14 protein-coding genes are annotated in these 18,331 nt (G+C 68.1%); 2 read left to right on the forward strand and 12 right to left on the reverse strand.

Translation table 11 applies throughout. From position 1 onward, the window contains the following. Positions 1-29: 29 nt before the first annotated feature. Positions 30-968, forward strand: coding sequence for a transaldolase (tal, locus tag FHR96_RS05005; protein ID WP_183386572.1), 939 nt, complete (start codon positions 30-32; stop codon positions 966-968). A 76-nt stretch (positions 969-1,044) separates the two neighbouring features. On the opposite strand, the gene FHR96_RS05010 is transcribed toward tal, so the two are convergent. From FHR96_RS05010 to FHR96_RS05050, 9 genes are all read right to left on the reverse strand, one after another. After that, positions 1,045-1,554 carry an STAS domain-containing protein gene (locus FHR96_RS05010; RefSeq protein ID WP_183386573.1) on the reverse strand — a complete coding sequence of 170 codons (510 nt, stop codon included), beginning with the start codon at positions 1,552-1,554 and terminating at the stop codon, positions 1,045-1,047. Further along, positions 1,541-2,737, reverse strand: coding sequence for a PP2C family protein-serine/threonine phosphatase (locus FHR96_RS05015; protein ID WP_183386574.1), 1,197 nt, complete (start codon positions 2,735-2,737; stop codon positions 1,541-1,543). Before FHR96_RS05015 ends, FHR96_RS05010 begins: the two co-directional genes overlap by 14 nt. A gap of 12 nt (positions 2,738-2,749) precedes the next feature. Beyond that, positions 2,750-3,523, reverse strand: coding sequence for an MlaA family lipoprotein (locus FHR96_RS05020; RefSeq protein ID WP_183386575.1), 774 nt, complete (start codon positions 3,521-3,523; stop codon positions 2,750-2,752). A gap of 46 nt (positions 3,524-3,569) precedes the next feature. Further along, positions 3,570-4,682, reverse strand: a complete 1,113-nt coding sequence (locus tag FHR96_RS05025) for a beta-ketoacyl-ACP synthase III (RefSeq protein WP_183386576.1) — start codon at positions 4,680-4,682, stop codon at positions 3,570-3,572. Positions 4,683-4,736: 54 nt separating this feature from the next. Further along, a complete protein-coding gene (gene hrpA, locus FHR96_RS05030; protein ID WP_183386577.1) occupies positions 4,737-8,753 on the reverse strand; it encodes an ATP-dependent RNA helicase HrpA in 4,017 nt (1,338 codons plus the stop codon). A 312-nt stretch (positions 8,754-9,065) separates the two neighbouring features. Continuing rightward, positions 9,066-10,745 carry an AMP-binding protein gene (locus FHR96_RS05035; protein ID WP_183386578.1) on the reverse strand — a complete coding sequence of 560 codons (1,680 nt, stop codon included), beginning with the start codon at positions 10,743-10,745 and terminating at the stop codon, positions 9,066-9,068. Positions 10,746-10,864: 119 nt separating this feature from the next. After that, on the reverse strand, positions 10,865-11,644 hold the full coding sequence (locus FHR96_RS05040; RefSeq protein WP_183386579.1) for a class II glutamine amidotransferase: 780 nt from the start codon (positions 11,642-11,644) through the stop codon (positions 10,865-10,867). Next, positions 11,637-13,475, reverse strand: coding sequence for a VWA domain-containing protein (locus tag FHR96_RS05045; protein ID WP_183386580.1), 1,839 nt, complete (start codon positions 13,473-13,475; stop codon positions 11,637-11,639). The genes FHR96_RS05040 and FHR96_RS05045 overlap by 8 nt, the downstream gene beginning before the upstream one ends. Positions 13,476-13,484: 9 nt before the next feature. Then, positions 13,485-13,919 (reverse strand): hypothetical protein, encoded by a 435-nt coding sequence (locus FHR96_RS05050; protein WP_183386581.1) that lies wholly within the window; start codon positions 13,917-13,919, stop codon positions 13,485-13,487. A gap of 73 nt (positions 13,920-13,992) precedes the next feature. Here FHR96_RS05050 and FHR96_RS05055 point away from each other — a divergent pair, with 73 nt between their 5' ends. Continuing rightward, entirely contained in the window at positions 13,993-16,104 is a 2,112-nt protein-coding gene (locus FHR96_RS05055; RefSeq protein ID WP_183386582.1) for a S9 family peptidase, read from the forward strand. Positions 16,105-16,166: 62 nt separating this feature from the next. Here FHR96_RS05055 and FHR96_RS05060 read toward each other — a convergent pair whose 3' ends face one another. The 3 genes from FHR96_RS05060 to rnd all read right to left on the reverse strand — a co-directional run bounded on the left by FHR96_RS05060 (position 16,167) and on the right by rnd (position 18,320). After that, a complete protein-coding gene (locus tag FHR96_RS05060; RefSeq protein ID WP_183386583.1) occupies positions 16,167-16,613 on the reverse strand; it encodes a YcgN family cysteine cluster protein in 447 nt (148 codons plus the stop codon). A gap of 274 nt (positions 16,614-16,887) precedes the next feature. Then, positions 16,888-17,190, reverse strand: a complete 303-nt coding sequence (locus FHR96_RS05065; RefSeq protein ID WP_183386584.1) for a YcgL domain-containing protein — start codon at positions 17,188-17,190, stop codon at positions 16,888-16,890. Continuing rightward, a complete protein-coding gene (rnd, locus tag FHR96_RS05070) occupies positions 17,187-18,320 on the reverse strand; it encodes a ribonuclease D (RefSeq protein WP_246392785.1) in 1,134 nt (377 codons plus the stop codon). Before rnd ends, FHR96_RS05065 begins: the two co-directional genes overlap by 4 nt. Positions 18,321-18,331: the final 11 nt, after the last annotated feature.

Raw genomic sequence — 18,331 nt, forward strand, 5'->3', positions numbered from 1 at the left:
AGCCAGATACCACGGAGGACGCACGACCCATGGCAGACGACCTGCTGACGCAACTCAAGAACATGACCACGGTAGTCGCCGACACCGGCGACATCGAGGCCATTCGCCGCTTCCAGCCCACCGACGCCACCACCAACCCGTCGCTGATCCTGCAGGCCGCCCAGCAGGAGGGCCGCCGCCAGCGGCTTGGCGAGATCGCTCGCCAGGCCACCGACATCGATGACGCCCTTGACGCGGTCGCGGTGGAAATCGGCAGCGAGATCAGCGCCCTGGTGCCCGGCTACGTGTCCACCGAGGTCAGCGCGCGGCTGTCCTTCGACACCGAGGCCTCGCTGGCCCGGGCCCGCGCGCTGATCGACCGCTACCAGCGCCACGGCGTGGATCCCTCGCGGATCCTGATCAAGCTCGCCTCCACCTGGGAAGGCATTCGTGCCGCCCAGGTCCTCGAACGCGAGGGCATCCACTGCAACCTGACGCTGATGTTCGGCGTCGACCAGGCCCGCGCCTGCGCCGATGCCGGCGTCACCCTGGTCTCGCCCTTCGTCGGCCGCATCCTCGACTGGCACAAGTCCCGGGAGCCAGAGGCCGACTTCGAGGGCGATCGCGACCCCGGCGTGCAGTCGGTCAAGCGCATCTACGAGCACTTCAAGGGGCACGGCTACGAGACCATCGTGATGGGCGCCAGCTTCCGCAACAGCGGCGAGATCAAGGCGCTTGCCGGCTGCGACCGGCTGACCATCTCGCCGGCCCTGCTGGGCGAGCTGGCCGAGAGCCACGGTCACCTGGCGCGTCGCCTGTCCCCGATGGACGCCGAGACCCGCGCCCCGGAACCGCAGGACGAGGCCGAGTTCCGCTGGGCCCTGAACGAGGATGCCATGGCGACCGAGAAACTGGCCGAAGGCATCCGCAAGTTCATGGCCGACCAGCGCAAGCTCGAGACGCTGCTGGGCGAGCTTCGCCAAGGCTGAAAACGACGCGCGGGAGTCGCCTTTCGGCGACTCCCGCGGGATGAGATGCACTCGGCTCGCGCGGCAAGCGGCTTGCTCAGCCCCGGTGAGGCGCGATCTCCTGATCCTCGAGCATCTCCACCAGCGGCTGGAACTGCTCGCGATTGTGCTCGTTCATGTGCATCAGAATACGATGCGCCTCGAGGATGCGTTCACGCAATTGCGCCTCGTCGGCAGGGACCTCCGGCAGATCACGCAGCTCGTGGGGCTCGGTGATCGGCGAATCCACCAGGGTGAAGTAATGGGCGAAACCCATGACGTCGAGCATGCGCCTGACGTCGGGATTGTCGACGACGATGGTCGGCGGCTGACGCAGTCGGCCCTGAAGCGCCATGGCGACCTTGGCCAGGAAACCGAGCGCCGTGGAATCGACATTGGTGGCCTCGCGCAGGTCCACCATCACCGCCTCCAGCCCCGGCGTCTCGGCCAGACGCTGGGCCTGGGTGTCGAGGGTCGCGCACAGCGTCAGGCGAACGTCCCCACACAGCTTGAGTACGAACACCCCGGAGTCGAACGCCGCCTTGATGCGGCCTTCATGCATCATCATTGCCAAATCCGCTCAACATCATGATCGTCAGGTCATCGGGAAGCTCGTCATGGCCGGGGGCGTGCTCGGCGACCTCTGTATCATCGTCGGCGATCTTGTCGCCCAGGGCAAGGCCGTCGCGCAGCGCCGACAGCGTCTCGCTGTCCCGAGCCCGCCGGCGCAGTTCCTCGAGACGCGACTCGAGCGTCTCCCCGGGCAGGCACTCGAGGATGCCGTCGGAGCACAGCCACAGCCGAAAGTCGGCCGGCAATTCACAGCCCAACTGCGGATATTCGACATCCGGGAACAGTCCCACCGGCATGCCCTCCCCCGAGAGGTAGCGAGCGTCGCCGTCGTCGACCAGCAGCGGCATGGGCAGCTGGGCGCCGAGCGAATAGTGCAGATAGCGACGCTCTCGGTCAATGACGCCGACGAACAGCGTGGCATGCTTGCCGATGCCCGTGTCGAGCAGCTCACGATTCAAGCCGGCCAGCCAGCGCGGTGCCAGGCGTTCCGGGTGCTGACCGTCCCACTCGTGCTGCCAGCGGTTGGACAGCGACTTGAGCAGCACGGTGACGAAGGCCGAGGAAGCTCCGTGCCCCGAGACGTCGGCGAAGTAGAACAGGGTATAGCGATCGTCGAAGCGCTGGAAGTCGAGGAAGTCGCCGGACAGGTACAGCGACGGCGCCAACCAGTAGTCGCAGCTCACGCCACCCACGCTCTGGGGCCGAGGCGGCAGCAGCTTGCGCTGGATCTGGCCGCCGGCCTGCTGGTCGAGGCGCAGCATCGCCAGATGGGTCTCGAGGCGCTCGTTGAGCTCGGCCAGCCGCGCGCGGTCGTGCTCGCGTTCCTGGGCCAGCCGGTTGAGGTCGATGACCCGGCGAATCATGCGTCGCAGCAGGTGACCGTGCCGGCGCGGCTCGACCACATAGTCGACCAGGCCGGCATCCACGGCCCTCAGCAGCTCGCTGTCCTGTCGATCGTCGCTGACCACCAGGGTCGGCGTACGCTCGGCCAGATCCCCCCAGGCATCGCTGGGCAGCGCGCGTGAATGCGCCACCACCAGGGCGGCGTTGTGCGGCAGTTGCTCGGCGTTCTCCACGGCGATAACCGCCAGCCCATCCTTGGCGATGATCTCGGCCAGGGCATCGCGCTCGGGCCCGGGAACGTCGATCAGCGCGACCAGCTCGTTGGCTCCAGACATGCTGTCATGGCCTCATTCGGCGAAGGCGTCATCGAAGTCGGCATCATCGAAGTCGAACTCATCGTTGGCGAAGGGATCTTCGCCCAGTTCGCCGTCGTTGACCTCGAAGCGTCGACGCTGCAACCAGCTGTCGCGGATGAAACTGTAGCGATCGCCGCGAATCAGGCGCTCCTGATCGAGCAATCCTGCGCGGGTATCGATGACATCCAGGGCAAACAGCGAATAGCGTACCTTATCCTCCTCCACATAGGTGAGCGGATCCGTGTACATGTCCACCGGCAGCCCGGCGGTATCGCGCACCGTGCTCGGCCCCAGCAGCGGCAGCACCACGTAGGGCCCCTCGCCGACGCCCCAGGTAGCCAGGGTCTGGCCGAAATCCTCCTCGCGACCGGTCAACTCCATGTGCGAGGCCACGTCGAAGAAGCCGAGCACGCCCACCGTGGAGTTGATCAAGAAGCGCCCCGTGGCGATGCCGGCGTTACTGCCCTTGCCCTGCAGCAGGCTGTTGAGGGTGGTACGGATCTCGCCAAGGTTCGAGAAGAAGTTGCCGATGCCGGTTTCCACCGGATCCGGGGTCACGAATCGATAGCCCTGGGCCGCCGGCTTGAGGGCATAGCGATCGAGGGTCTCGTTGAAGGCGAACACCTGGCGATTGAACCCCTCCCAGGGGTCCTCGGGTCGGGAGCGCTCGCTGGTGGCGGTGGACGCACAGCCCGTCAGCAGGGCCAGCGCGCACAGCGCCGCCAGGCCACGTCCGGCCTGGCGCATCGGGGCATGTGAGTTCATTGCTCGAGCAGTCTCCCTACGCATCTTTCCATCGTCCATATCGGTCTCAGCGTCGCTGGATCACGACGCTGCCGGCACTGTAGCCCGCGCCGAAGGAACACACCACCCCGAGTGCACCCGTCGGCAGGTCCTGACGGTGCAAATGCAGAGCGATGATCGAGCCGGCCGAGCTGGTATTGGCGTAGCGATCGAGAATGATCGGCGCTTCCGCGGGACTCGGATCGCGGCCCAGGACCCGGCGGGCGATCAGGTCATTCATGTGGCGGTTGGCCTGATGCAGCCACAGACGATCGAGCCTCTCCCCCGACAATGAAAGCTCGGCCAGGTGATCGCCGATCAACGAGGCCACCATCGGGCAGACGTCCTTGAACACTCGCCGGCCTTCCTGAACGAAGAGTCGATCGGCGGCCAGCGAATCGACGTCGGTGACCCGATCGAGAAAGCCCGCGTTATTGCGGATGGCATTGGAGAAACGGGTCACGAGTCGCGTCCCCAGGATCTCGAAGCCCCCCTCGGCACTGGCCACAGCGGCGTCCTCGAGGACGATGGCCGTGCAGGCATCGCCGAAGATGAAATGGCTGTCGCGGTCGCGGAAGTTGAGATGCGCCGAGCAGATCTCGGGATTGACCACCAGAGCGCGGCGCACGCCGCCGCCACGGATGGCGTTGGCGGCGGCGTCGATGGCGAAGGTCGCCGAACTGCAGGCCACGTTCATGTCGTAGGCGTGGCCGGAGGCACCCAGGGCCGCCTGCAGCTCCACGGCCACCGCCGGATAGGCACGCTCCAGGTTGGAGCAGGCCACGATCACCAGGTCGATGCCAGCGGCCTCGACGCCCGACGCAGCCAGGGCCTCGCTGGCCGCCGCCAGCCCCATCTCGCACTGGATCGATGGCTCGTCATTGCCTCTCCGGGGCAGCCGAGGGCGCATCCGGGTCGGATCGAGGATGCCCTCGGCGTCGAGCACATAGCGGTTCTCGATGCCCGAGGCCTTGACGATAAAGTCGCTGCTCGACGCGTCGAGCCGCGCCGTCTCGCCGGCCTCGGCGCGCCTGGCGTTCTCGGTCTCTACCCAGGCATTGAAGGCGCCCACCAGGGCCTCGTTGCCGATGGCATGCGGCGGCGTATAAAGGCCAGTACCGGTGATGACCACATCCGTCATGCATGTCTCCTTGGGCCGACGCTTGGCTGCTGCCCTCGCCGGCCGGCTAGTGAATCAGGCGCGCCCGGTGAGCTCCTTCCAGCGCTTCTCGAGACGCTTCTCCGAGACCGGCATCCGGGTCCCCAGCTGCTGGGCGAACAGCGACACGCGCAGTTCCTCGATCCACCAGCCGAACTCGACCAGCGCCGGGTCCTCGACGCCGCCGCGCCGCTCGCTCTCGCGCCGGGCCATCCACCGCGCCTCGAAGTCCTGCACCGACTGCATGTGCATCTGGTCGCGCATGCGCTCCCGCGGCGCCTTCTCCAGGCGAATACGTGCGGCGTCCATGTAGCGCGGATACTCCACCAGCCAGTCGCCGGCCTCGGTGAGGAAGCCGGGATGCACCAGGCGCTGCATCTGGGCCTTGAGATCACTGTAAACCAGCGCCAGCGAGAGGTTGAGATTGCCCTTCAACGCCTTGGTCACCGAGAGATGACCCTCCAGCGCCTGCTTGAGGATACCGAGCCGTTCCTCGGCGTGGGGGACCAGGGCGTCGCGGGTCTGGACCAGGCGCGTCTCCAGCTCATCGCGGGAACGGGGCAGCGGGTCGACGGCCACTATCTGCTGGATGACGGCGCTGACCAGGTCTTCCGTCAGCTGTCGCTTGCTGCCCACCTTGGCGAACAGCAGCGCACAGGGCTGCACTCCGGGCAGGCGCTCGATGGCCCGCACCTGGTCGGGCAGCCGCGCCATGGCGGCCCGTACCACGCCGTGGCGATGGGCCTCGCGCGCCTTGTCGGGATGGTCGAACAGCTCGACCCGCAGGTTGTCGTCCTCGGGTACTACCGCCGGATAGGCCTCGACGCGGATGCCGGCCTGGGTGGTGACCCGGGATTCCGGCAGCGGCGCCTCGGGCAGCGTCTCCAGCACATCCGCTTCGCTGGCCTCACTGGCCAGCGCGCGAGCGCCCTCCCCGGCGGCGGCCTCGAAACGCTGCTCCAGGGCGCGAATGTCGCGCCCCTGGCCGAGCTCTCGTCCCTCATGGTCGACCACCCGCAGGTTCATCACCAGGTGCGGCTCGAGCTGATCGACCCGCCAGTCATCGGGATGCAGGCGAACCCCGGTCTTGACGCGCAGGAACTCGCCCAGCGCCTCGCTGAGCGACACGTCGTCCGGCGTCATGGCCTGCAGGGCGGCATCCACCCAGTCGGGAATCGGCACCACCTGGCGACGGATCGACTTGGGCAGCGACTTGAGCAGCGCAATGCACTTCTCGCGCAACAGGCCAGGCACCAGCCACTCCAGGCGCGATTCGGGCAGCTGCGGCAGCATCGCCGCCGGCACGGTCAGGGTCACGCCGTCGTCGGCAGCGCCGGGGGCGAAATGATAGCTCAGCGGATAGCGCACGCCGTTCAACGCCAGCTCGTCGGGATAATCGGCCTGGGTGACCTCCTCGGCCTCCCGGGCCAGCAGCGCGGCGCGGTCGAACTTGAGCACGTCCGGGGCGTCACGCTCGGCCTTCTTGCGCCAGGCCTCGAAGCCCTTGCCGTTGACGATGTCCTCGGGGAGCCGGGCGTCGTAGAAGTCGAACAGCGCCTCTTCGTCGACCAGGATGTCGCGCTTTCGGGCGCGGTCCTCGAGATCCTCGACCTCCTCGACCAGCGCGCGGTTATGGGCGAAGAACTCGCCGCGGGTCTTGAATTCGCCCTCCACCAGCGCCCGGCGGATGAAAAGCTCCCGGGACTCCGCCGGCGCGATGGGGCCGTAGTGCACCTTGCGCCGGTTGACGATCGCCAGGCCGAACAGCGTGACCTGCTCGAAGGCCACCACCTGGGCGCGCTTCATCTCCCAGTGCGGCTCGCTGTAGCTGCGCTTGACCAGATGGCCGGCCAGCGGCTCGATCCAGGCCGGATCGATCTTGGCCACGGTGCGAGCAAACAGCTTCGAGGTCTCGACCAGCTCGAAGGCCATCACCCACTTGGGCGTCTTCTTGGAAAGCCCCGAGCCGGGATGGATCATGAACTTGCGGTTGCGCGCGCCCTGATACTCGCGGTTCTCCAGGAAATGGCCGAGGTGCGACAGCAGCCCCGGCAGCAGCGCCTTGTGCAGCCGCACGGCACTGTCGCGGCGGGCCTTTTGGGCGATCTCGCCGTCATCGTCAGCCGGCGGAAGCGAACTCGGCGCCGGGACCTCGATATCCATGTCGCGCAGCAGCTGACGCAGCTGGCGGAAGGTATCGTGCCACTCGCGCAGGCGCAGGTAGTTGAGGTAGTGATCCTTGCACCAGCGGCGCAGCCGGTTGCCGGAGAGCTCCTCGCGAGCGGCCTCGAAGCCGTGCCACAGGTTGAGCAGCGCCACGAAATCGGAGTCCGGGTCCTGCCAGCGACGGTGGGCCTGGTCGGCGGCCTGTCGCTTTTCGGCGGGGCGATCGCGGGGATCCTGGATGGCCAGCGCCGAGACCACCACCAGCACCTCGCGCAGGCCGCCCTGCTCGGCCCCGGCCAACAGCATGCGTGCCAGGCGCGGGTCGATGGGCAACCGTGCCAGCTTGCGGCCGAGCGGCGTGATGCGCTGGCCCTCGTCCACCGCGCCGAGCTCGAACAGCAGCCGGAAGCCGTCGGTAACGAAGCGCGAGTCGGGCGGGTCGACGAAGGGGAAGGCCTCGATGCTGCCGAGCTTCAGCGACAGCATCGACAGGATCACCGAGGCCAGGTTGGTGCGCCGAATCTCGGGATCGGTGAATTCGGGGCGGCCAAGGTAGTCTTCCTCGTCGTAGAGGCGGATGCACAGGCCCTCGGCCACGCGGCCGCAGCGGCCCTTGCGCTGATCGGCGCTGGCCTGGCTGACCGCCTCCACCGGCAGGCGCTGGATCTTGGCCCGGTAGCTGTAGCGGCTGATGCGCACCAGGCCCGGGTCGATCACGTAGCGGATGCCCGGCACGGTCAGGGACGTCTCGGCGACGTTGGTCGAGAGCACGATGCGCCGCCCGCGGTGCGGGGCGAAGACGCGATTCTGCTCGGCGTTGGAGAGCCGCGCGTAGAGCGGCAGGATCTCGGTGTCGCGCAGCTCGGCGCGGCGCAGGGTGTCGGCGGCCTCGCGGATCTCGCGCTCGCCGGGCAGGAACACCAGGATGTCCCGCGGCCCATGCAGCCAGCCCTTCTCGCGCTCGGCGGCCTGGATCTCCTCCACCGCCTGCAGGATGCCCTCCTGCAGGGTGCGGTCCTCCTCGTCCTCGGCCTCGCGGGTCAGCGGCCGATAGCGCACCTCCACCGGATAGGTGCGCCCCGAGACCTCGACCACCGGCGCCCGGCGCCGGGTGCCGTTCTCCCCCGCCAGGGCGAAATGCTCGGCGAAGCGCTCCACGTCGATGGTCGCCGAGGTGATGATCACCTTGAGGTCGGGGCGACGCTCGAGCAGGCGCTTGAGATAGCCGAGCAGGAAGTCGATGTTGAGGCTGCGCTCGTGGGCTTCATCGATGATGATCGCTTCGTAGCGGCGAAGGTCGGGATCATGACGGGTCTCGGCCAGCAGGATGCCGTCGGTCATCAGCTTGACCAGGGTGGCATCGTCGGTGTGGTCGGTGAAACGCACCTGATAGCCGACCTGCTCGCCCAGCGGCACCTCCATCTCTTCGGCCAGGCGGGTGGCCACCGAGCGGGCCGCCAGCCGGCGCGGCTGGGTGTGACCGATCAACCCACGGCGTCCAAGCCCCAGCTCCAGGCACAGCTTGGGCAACTGGGTGGTCTTGCCCGAGCCCGTCTCACCGGCCACCACCACCACCTGGTGATCGCGCAGCGCCTCGAGGATGTCCTCACGGCGCTCGGCGACCGGCAGCTCCTCGGGATAGGCCAGGCGTACCGGCCGCGACGCCCGGGCATCCACCTTCGCCTGCGAGCGCTCGACCTCACGGCGCAGCTCGGACAGCCCGCGATCCACCGGCTTGCCCTGCCGACTGCGCCGGGTCAGGCCGGCGAGGCGCTTGCCCAGTCGGGGTGCGTCGCGCAGCAGCACGCCGTCGAGCTCGCCCTGGAGGGCCTTCAGGGCGGCGGCGTCGGATTCGGGCGCGTCGGGGGCTGGGGTCAGGCTACTCACGATGGACTCGAAGGCTCCAGTAATCGATCAGGCTCGGGACGAAAGAACCCGCATCGGCAGGGCGATGCGGGCCGGTTATTGTAACGCCGTGAGACAGTCCGGGGCTAATCGCACCTGGCTACGGGCTGCGGGCTACGGGCTACGGGCTACGGGCTACGGGCCTCCAGCTTCGGGCTGCGGGCTACGGGCCTCCAGCTTCGGGCTACGGGCTACGGGCTGCGGGCTGCGGGCTGCGGGCCTCCAGCTTCGAGCCAAGGGCCGCTGGCGGCGCGGCACCTTGCTGAACGGGACAAGCGTCTTGGGCAGCCGAGCCTAACCGCCTCCATTCTGCCCCTTGGCCTCGTCGCGAAGCTGGCGGCGCAGCACTTTCCCCACATTCGTCTTGGGCAGCTCGTCGCGAAACTCCACGTAGCGCGGCACCTTGTAGCCGGTCAATTCCCGCTTGCACCAGGTGCGCAGGGTCTCGGCGTCCAGATCGGGGTCCTTGGCCACCACGAACAGCTTGATGGCCTCGCCGCTGGCCTCGTCCGGCACCCCGACGGCGGCCGACTCCACCACGCCGGGATGATGGGCCACGACATCCTCGATCTCGTTGGGGTACACGTTGAAGCCGGATACCAGGATCATGTCCTTCTTGCGATCGACGATGCGGATGTAGCCATCTTCCTCGAACACGGCGACGTCGCCGGTGTGGAACCAGCCATCGGCGTCGAGGGCACGCGCAGTATCCTCGTCGCGGTTCCAGTAGCCTTTCATTACCTGGGGACCTCGGACGCAGAGCTCGCCGGCCTCGCCGCCGAGCAGGTCATTGCCTTCCAGGTCCACGACCTTGACCTCGGTGCCGGCCACCGGCTTGCCGATCGTGCCGAGCCGTATGGCATCGATGGGGTTGAAGCTGACGATCGGTGAAGTCTCGGTGAGCCCATAGCCCTCGGCGACCGGGCAGCCGGTCACCTCTTCCCAACGCTTGGCCACCGCCCGGGTCAGCGCCATGCCGCCGGAGATGGTCAGGTGCAGGCCGGAGAAGTCGAGCGCCCGGAAGTCATCGCGGTTGCACAGCGCATTGAACAGGGTATTGAGCCCCACGAAACCGGTGAAATGCACCGATTTCAGGGTCTTGATGAAACCGTCCAGATCCCGGGGATTGGGAATCAGCACCGAATGATTGCCGGTCTCCATCATGAACAGGCAATTCACGGTGAAGGTGTAGATGTGGTAGACGGGCAGCGGCGCGATGATCGTCTCGCCGCCCTCCGCGAGCCCGGGGCCGATCGCCTGGCGCGCCTGAAGCATGTTGGCCACCAGGTTGCCGTGGGTCAGCATGGTGCCCTTGGCCAGCCCGGTAGTGCCGCCGGTGTACTGCAGGGCAGCGATATCGCCGGCCTCACGGGCGATGTCGCGATGCTCGAGCAGCGCCCCCCGCGACAGGGTATCGCGGAAACGCCAGGCGCCGGGCAGGCGGTAGGCCGGTACCAGCTTCTTGAGATATTTCACCGCGGCGTTGATCAGCGGCCGCTTGGGGAAGGGGTGCAGATCGGCCAGTTCGGTGACCACCACCTGCTCGATCTCGGTGTCGTCGAGGATCTTCTCGAGCTTGGCCGCCATGTTGGCCAGGATGACGATCGAACGGACACCGGCATCCTTGAACTGGTGGGCCATCTCCCGCTCGGTGTAGAGAGGATTGGTATTGACCACGACCAGGCCGGCACGCAGGGCACCGAACACTGCCACCGGAAACTGCAGGACATTGGGCAACTGAATGGCGATGCGATCGCCGGGCCGGAGATCGGTCTCGTGCTGCAGCCAGGCGGCGAAAGCGGCGGACAGGCGATCCAGCTCACCGTAGCTCAGCGTGCGCCCCATGCAGGTGAAAGCGGGATTGTCGGCAAAACGCTCGACGGCGGCATGAAAGACATCCATCACCGAGGCATAGCCGTCGCCGCCCTCGAGTTCGGGGCCGCGCAGGATGGCGGGCGTCGCGTGCTCACTCATGGCATTCTCCAGGCTGTGATCGACCCGGCTGCCCCGGGATCGCTCCTTGTTGTTATGACGCTATGATGGACCCCACCCTATCCCAACCGCCTCCCGGCTGTAAAACGATCGATTGAAACTTACGTTTTATAGCGACCTCGAATCTCGCCATCACGCCACACCAGCAGCTCGCCGGGCTCCATGCGCACCCAGTCCTCGTTGTCTGTCAGCGGTTCGGTGGCGATCACCGAGACCACGTCGTCGGGCGTGGTGTGCTCGGCAAAGTTCACCGCCAGTTCGGCATCCGAGAGACTGGCCTGGCCGAACGGTGCCCGACGGGTGATATGCGCCAGCTTGGTGGTGCAATAGGTGTAGAGATACTCGCCATCGGCCAGCAACAGGTTGAAGACCCCGAGTCCACGCAGCCGTTCGCAGAGACGATGCAGCAGACTCCAGAGCCGGCGGCGATCCGCTGGCGGCTCGGGAAAGGCGCGGCGCAGCTCGCCCATCAGCCAGCAGAAGGCATGCTCGCTGTCGGTACCTCCCACCGGCCGGTAGAAGGAAAGCGGCAAGGCTTCCCAGCCCTCGAGCTGGCCGTTGTGGGCATAGCACCAGGGCTGGCCCCACATTTCCCGGGTGAAGGGATGGGTATTGGTCAGCCTCACCTGGCCGACATTGGCCTGGCGGATGTGGCTGATCACGATATGCGACTTGATCGGATAATCGCGAATCAGCCGGGCGATGGGCGAATCCACCGAGGGGTGGGGGTCGCGGAAATCGCGATAGCCGCCGGCCTCGTAGAAAGCGATGCCCCAGCCGTCGCGGTGCGGCCCCGTACCGCCGCCCCGATGCAGGAAACCGGTGAAGCTGAAGCAGATATCGGTCGGCACGTTGGCGCTCATGCCCAATAATTCACACATGCGGATCCCTGCGCTCGCGGGAGGAAGCGGAACGGCTGGTATGGCGCCACAGCAGACGCAGCAGCACCAGGCCAATGGCCAGCGCCAGCAGAATCCAGAACATCGGCCCGTGCGACCAGCCGCGGACCCGCTCGACCAGCCCCGGCCAGCCGGCCTGCCAGGCCAGGCGAAGCTTGGCTGGCACCGCGTTGACGCCCTCGACGAAGCGGTCGGCGAGGCTCGGCGACGCATCGGGTGCCGCCTGGTCATCTGGCCCGGCGAAGCGTTCGGCGGCAAGCGTCGGGCCGGCCTCGGTGCCGGCGATGCCGACCCGCGCATCGGGATTGAGCATCAGCTGCGGCAGGTTCAGCTCGCGGGTCTCGCCATCCAGGGTGACGGTCGCGGTCAGCTCGAGCGGCTGGCGCAGTTCGGGATCCAGCGACGGCAGCGACAGCGTCCAGCGTGCCTCGCCGACCGCCTCGGCGCTGAGCGATTCGCCCCTCAGATCGCCGCGGATGCGCGTATTGTCACGGGTCAGGCGCGGATGCTCGGCGACCAGCACGACGCGCCCCGCCGCCGGATCATGCACGGCACCAATCGCCGGCAGGACATTGACGGCCTGACTGCGCTGGCGAGTGAATCCGTCGCCGGAGGCCCGTACCACCAGCCGTGCATTGCCGGTCAGGTCCGGCGGCGGCAACTCGCCCTCGAAGCGCCCCTCCGCACCGGCGTTAAGGACCACCGACGCCTGCTCTTCGCCGTCCGCATCTTCGAGTGCGACCTCCAGGGTGAGGTTTCCGGGCAGGTTGGCCGCGTCAGCTTCCGCCTCGAGCCAAGCCTCGACGGGCACCGGGAAGCCACGGTACAGCGTGGCGGGCAGCGGCGAGGTGCGCAGATGCCAGGGGCCGCTGACGCTGATGCGACTGCGTTCGCCCACCCTCCCCTCGAGACGCCACTCGCCCGCCTGGGGCTCGGGCAGGCGGATCAGATCGAAGTGGGGCTCCACCTGCCAGTTTGCTCCCTCCGGAGCCGTCTCGGCCTGGTAGCGGGTACCGTCCGGGGCGACCAGGGTCAGCGGAGGGGCGTCGGGCTCGTGGAAGACCAGCGCCGAGAGGCTATCCACGCCCTTGTCGACGATGAAGCGGCCTTCGTCGTCGAGAGGCAGGCGGTCGGCCGGAAAGATACGCTCGAAGATATCGAGAAAAGCCCCGAGTAGCCCTTCGGGGGAATCCACCCGGGCGGCCAACCCGCCGGTGCTCTGGGCCAGCCGCTCGACCAGCGCCAGGTCGGCTTCGTCGGAGAAGGCGATGGCATGCACCGCCACCCCCTGGTCGGCGAGCGTCGGCGCCAGCTCCTCCACCAGGCGGCGCCGCGAGTCCCGGTCGATGCCCGGCTTGGCGCCGCGGGCGGGCGGCAAATCGATGACGCCATCGGTCATCAGTATCAGGTGCCGACCGCCATTGGCTTCGGCATCGACCGCGCGACGCAGCGCGGTCTCGATGTCGGTATATTGCTGATAGTCGCGCAGGGCCGGCGGCAGGGCCAGGGCGCGCTCGCGCCAGGCGGATTCGACGCGCCCCAGCGGCAGCGGATTGTCGACCCGCTCGCCGAAGGTCCAGACCCCGGCGCTGGCGCCCTCGGGCAGCAGCGAGACCAGAAGCCCCATGGCACTCGCCGCCAGGCGATCGGGATCATGAGCCTTCATGCTGCCGGAAACATCGACGACGACCCGCACGTCAGGTCGCGCCGACGCGGGCTGCGCGGCCGCCATCGCCACCGCCCCGAGCAGCCACAGTACCAGCCACCACCGTGCGTGGCTACCCCTACGACCGCGCCAAGCTCCGCTACGCATCGCGCATCCTTAGCCGATCACCGGCTCCTGTCGCTGTGCACCGCCATCCTGGCGGCGTTCTCCCTGACGCCCCTGATCCTCGGCGGCCTCGGCCACCGCGCCCCGGCGACCGCGCCGCCACAGCAACAGGCCAACCAGGGCACCCAGGCCCGCGGCTACCACGACCAGCATCAGGGCCGGCAGCATGGCGCCGGTGTCCCCTTCGAGGAAGGCCAGCCCGCTGACCACCACGGCCGGGGCCAAACCCTTGTAGACTTCCCCTTCGTCCATCAACGGCAGCTGAAAACTGGCCGGCACCCACATCACGCCGGCCACCGCCCAGGTAATGACCAGGCGCGGCAGGCGCGGCAGAAACGCCAGCCCCAGATAGCCGGTGCCAAGCACCACCAGCGACAGCACGGCATAGCTCAGCCATAGTAGAGACATTGAATCCGAAAGCAGCATCGGTACCTCGTCATTTGCGGCGTCGAAAGACGCACCCTGTTGAATTCACTTCGAGTATGGTACATCCCGCACCATGAAAGCACAGCCGCCACGTGATCCCAGCCAACCAACGGCTTCCTTCGCCTCCTCCCCGACCGCCGGATTCCGGCGTCCCGACGACCCCGACTGGCACTGGCTGGAGGAGCGCGACGACCCGCAGGTGACGGCCTTCCTCGAGGCCGCCAACGCCCAATCCCGGGCCTGGTTCGCGCCCCTGGACGACCTCACCGAGCGCCTCTATCACGGCCACCTGGCCCGCCGCGAGCTGGCGGTTCATGGCCTGCCCACGGCGCTCGATCACTACACGGTGTGGAGCGAGACCGCGGTAGACGCCGACCACCCGGTGTGGTGGCGCCATCCCAACGGCGAACCCGAGCGAGGCGAGCCGTTCTTCGACCTGCAGCATCGGGCCGCCGACCACGCCTTCTTCGAGGTCGGCGACATGTCGCTGTCGCCGGACGAAAGCTGGCTGGCCTGGAGCGAGGACACCCGCGGCGACGAGACCTATACCCTATGGCTCAGGCGCCTGCCGGACGGCGAGCCGCTGGCCCTGCTCGAGGAGATCGGCCCCGAGCTGTGCTGGGCCGAGGACGGCGCCACCCTGCTGTTCACCCGCTACGACGCCACCCAACGGCCGGACAGCATCTGGCGATTGCCGCTGCGACTCGGCGCGACGCCCACGGCGGACGAGCCGGCACTGATACTGCGCGAGGACGACCCGGAATTCTGGCTGGGGCTTGGCAAGACACGCTCCCGCGAGTGGCTGATGCTGGAGTCCGCCTCCAAGGACACCAGCGAGGTCCACCTGGTTCCGGCGGCCGCACCGGCGACATCGCCCACGCTGTTCCACCCTCGCCAGCGCGGCGTGGAGTACGGCGTGGATCACCGCCCCGGCCACTTCTACGTGCTGCACAATCGCGAGGCGCCCCACTTCTGCCTCGACCGGGTCGACGAGGCCGCCCCTCAGGGCGAGCCCGAACGGCTGATCGAACACCGTGAAGACACTACCCTCGAGGGCATCGATGCCTTCGCCTGGGGACTAGTGGCCACCGAACGCGACCATCACCAGGCCCAGGTGCATCTGAGGGTGATCGAGCTCGATGACCGCCACACCCTGCGTCGCGATGAGCGGCTGACGCTGCCCGAGACACCCTGCAGCCTGTCGCTTGGCGACGCGCCGCACTTCGCCGAGCGGTGCCTGAGACTGCGCGAGGAGTCCTTCACCCTGCCGGTGACCTGGACCGAGCTGGACCTGGACAGCGGACGCCGGCGGCGCCTCAAGCAACAGCCGGTGCACGGCGACCTCACGCCCGACCAACTGGTCTGCGAGCGACTGTGGGCGACCTCCCACGATGGCGAGCGCATCCCGGTCTCGGTGGTGATGCGCGCCGACCTGAGCGGTCATCCGCTGCCCACCCTGCTCTACGGCTACGGCGCCTACGGCGAGGTGCTCGACCCCTGGTTCTCGGTGGCCCGCCTGGAGCTTCTGGCGCGGGGCGCCGCCTTCGCGGTGGCCCACGTGCGCGGCGGCGGCGACCGTGGCGAGCCCTGGTACCTGGCCGGCAAGCTCGAGCACAAGGCCAACAGCTTCCAGGACTTCCTGGCCGCCCGCGACGCCCTGGTCGAACAGGGGTTCAGCGATGATGAACGCCTCGTCGCCTATGGCGCCAGCGCCGGCGGGCTACTGGTGGGAGCCAGCCTCAACCTGGCGCCGGAACGCTTCTGCGCCGCGGTACTCGACGTGCCCTTCGTCGACGTGCTGCGCACCATGGAGAACCCCGACCTGCCGCTGACGACCGCCGAGTACAGCGAGTGGGGCGACCCGCGCGAGCCGTCCGCGCGTCGCCGCATCCGCGACTACTCGCCGCTCGACAACCTGCCCGAGCGGCCCTGGCCGCCGGTGTTCCTGCAAGGCAGCTGGCACGATACCCGGGTGCCCTACTGGGAGCCGGCCAAGCTGTATGCCCGCCTCACCGAGCTGGCCGAGGGCAGCGGGCTGTCCTCGCACGACCATCCCACGCTGCTGCGCACCGACCTGGAAGCCGGCCACGGCGGGGCCTCCGGGCGCTTCAAGGGCTGGCACGACAACGCCCGCCAGGATGCCTTCATCCTGTGGGCGCTGGGGCTGGAGAGCCGGGAGGCCTGAGCATCGTCGCTTTCGCTTAGGCGATGTCCGAAAGCCGGCGAGCGCAGCCCTCTCGGACGCACCTAACCGTCGATCGGCAGGATCGCGATGATATGGTCTTCGAGCTCTTCCTCGGGAACCTCGGACTGGGACACCGCGAAGCTGCGCACGCTGATGCCCTTGCGATGCACCCGCTCGGGGTCACCCGAGATCAGCGGATGCCAGCCGGCCAGCTTGCGCCCTTCGGCCAGGCGCCGGTAGGCGCAGGACCTGGGCAGCCAGCGGAACTCCTCGATGCGCTCGACGGTGAGCTGCTGGCAGTCCGGCACCTTCTCGAAGCGGTGGGCGTAATCGCTGCAACGACAGCCTTGGATGTCGAGCAGCTCGCAGGCCACGTTGAGCACCGCCAGGTCGCCCTCGTCGTCCTGGAACTTGAGCAGGCAGCACTGGCCACAGCCGTCGCACAGCGCCTCCCACTCCTCATTGGTCAGCTCTTCCAGCGGGAAGCGCTCCCAGAAACGTTCTCTCATCGTCACCGTCGTCGATCGGTTAGTGGCAAACAAGCCGCGAGCAGCGAGCCCCGGGCAACGAGCGATTCATCGCAAGCCTGCCGACCCGCAGCCCGTAGCCTGCAGCCCGCAGCCCGCAGCCCGCAGCCCGTAGCCCGTAGCCCGTAGCCCGCAGCCCGCAGCCCGTAGCCCGTAGCCCGCAGCCCGCAGCCCGTAGCCCGCAGCCCGCAGCCCGCAGCCCGCAGCCCGCAGCCCGTAGCCCGTAGCCCGTAGCCCGTAGCCCGCAGCCCACAGCCTAGTATTTCGCTTCCGTGGGCGTCCGGTAGAGATCCAGCAGGTACGCCTCCTTGGCCGGCGGCATCTGCAGGTAGAAGCCCTTCTCCTCGATGGCGGCCATCACCTCGGCGCCGCGGGTTCGGGCCAGCGGCTTGTCCGGCGACAGAATCAGGGTCATCGCCGAGACCGGCTCACCGAAGCGCTCGAGCAGTACCTCCGGCACGTCTTCGAGGCCGCGCCGCTTGTCCACGTAGAGGTACATCTCTTCCTTGCGCGGGCTCTTGAAGACCTCGCACAACAGCTTGCCGTCCAGGGTCGTCATGCGGGTTCTCCCACCTCGTTCAGGGTACGCTCCAGCGTCGCGGCCAGGCGCTCACCGCGCCAGCCCACAGGCAGCGGCAGTGGCCGGCCGCGCAGCCTGGCGCTGGCCAGGGCCTCGAGGTCGCGGCGCCGCATCAGCACCTCCGGCGCCACCCCCAGAGATTCGGCCTCGGCGCCCACCACCTTCTTCATTGCCTTCAGACAGCGCTTGAAGGCCGGCGACAGCGGCGACAGCGGCGCCGGCGAAAGATCGGCCTCATCGGCGTGGCGCGCCTCCTTGATCAACGCCAGCAGGGCATCGCCCTCGCGCTTGACCAGCGGCGGCTTGACGCCATCGACCGAGGCCAGCTCATAGCGATTCTCCGGCAGTCGCTCGGCAATGGCGAACAGCAGCTTGTCGCTGACCAGCCAGCTGCGCGGCAGGTCGCGACGGCGAACCTCGCCCTCACGCCAGATGGTCATTCGCCGGTAGGCCTCGATCTGCCGGGGCCCCAGCCGCCAAAGGTTGCGCTGGCGAAGGTACCACTGGCCGTCGGCCTCGTCGCTGCGGGTCGCCTGATCCACCAGCGCCGCGCAATCCTCTTCCAGCCAGGCCAGGCGCCCGTGGCGTTCCAGGGATTCACGCTGGCCGGTCCAGACGTCGAGCAGGTAGACCACGTCCAGCGCCGCGTAGGACTTCTGGGCCTCGGAGAGCGGACGCTCCAGCCAGTTCGAGCGGGTCTCGTCCTTGGGCAGGGTCTCGCCCACCCAGTGCTCGACCAGCTTCTGGTAGCCCATGGCCGGCACCTCGCCGAGCAACGCCTGGGCGATCTGGGTGTCCACCAGCGGCGCCACCGGCGCGCCGGCCCATTGGGCAAACACTTCCAGGTCCTCGCTGGAGGCATGCAGCAGTTTCAGCGGCCCCTCGGAGAGCAGGCGGCGAAAGTTCGCGGTGCACTCGACCTCCAGCGGGTCGACCAGGAAGGCCGGCCCACCGGCACAGAACTGGATCAGCGCCGGCACCGGGTGAAAGGTGCGCTCGCGAAAGAATTCGGTGTCCAGGGCGAGGACATCGGCCCCCGCCACCTCGGCGCAGGCGGCATCCAGGGCCTCGGGGGTATCGATCCAGCGGATCTCGGGAGTCAGGGACATGCGGTCATCCG

It is taken from the genome of Halomonas organivorans, assembly GCF_014192055.1.
In the GTDB taxonomy this organism is placed as follows: Bacteria; Pseudomonadota; Gammaproteobacteria; order Pseudomonadales; family Halomonadaceae; genus Halomonas; species Halomonas organivorans.

Coding starts and splice junctions, on each gene's coding strand:
- FHR96_RS05060 (WP_183386583.1), bottom strand. CDS start 16,613: ATGAGAGAACGTTTCTGGGAGCGCTTCCCGCTGGAAGAGCTGACCAAT.
- FHR96_RS05035 (WP_183386578.1), bottom strand. CDS start 10,745: ATGAGTGAGCACGCGACGCCCGCCATCCTGCGCGGCCCCGAACTCGAG.
- FHR96_RS05045 (WP_183386580.1), bottom strand. CDS start 13,475: ATGCGTAGCGGAGCTTGGCGCGGTCGTAGGGGTAGCCACGCACGGTGG.
- FHR96_RS05015 (WP_183386574.1), bottom strand. CDS start 2,737: ATGTCTGGAGCCAACGAGCTGGTCGCGCTGATCGACGTTCCCGGGCCC.
- FHR96_RS05055 (WP_183386582.1), top strand. CDS start 13,993: ATGAAAGCACAGCCGCCACGTGATCCCAGCCAACCAACGGCTTCCTTC.
- FHR96_RS05040 (WP_183386579.1), bottom strand. CDS start 11,644: ATGTGTGAATTATTGGGCATGAGCGCCAACGTGCCGACCGATATCTGC.
- rnd (WP_246392785.1), bottom strand. CDS start 18,320: ATGTCCCTGACTCCCGAGATCCGCTGGATCGATACCCCCGAGGCCCTG.
- FHR96_RS05020 (WP_183386575.1), bottom strand. CDS start 3,523: ATGAACTCACATGCCCCGATGCGCCAGGCCGGACGTGGCCTGGCGGCG.
- FHR96_RS05010 (WP_183386573.1), bottom strand. CDS start 1,554: ATGATGATGCATGAAGGCCGCATCAAGGCGGCGTTCGACTCCGGGGTG.
- FHR96_RS05025 (WP_183386576.1), bottom strand. CDS start 4,682: ATGACGGATGTGGTCATCACCGGTACTGGCCTTTATACGCCGCCGCAT.
- tal (WP_183386572.1), top strand. CDS start 30: ATGGCAGACGACCTGCTGACGCAACTCAAGAACATGACCACGGTAGTC.
- FHR96_RS05050 (WP_183386581.1), bottom strand. CDS start 13,919: ATGCTGCTTTCGGATTCAATGTCTCTACTATGGCTGAGCTATGCCGTG.
- FHR96_RS05065 (WP_183386584.1), bottom strand. CDS start 17,190: ATGACGACCCTGGACGGCAAGCTGTTGTGCGAGGTCTTCAAGAGCCCG.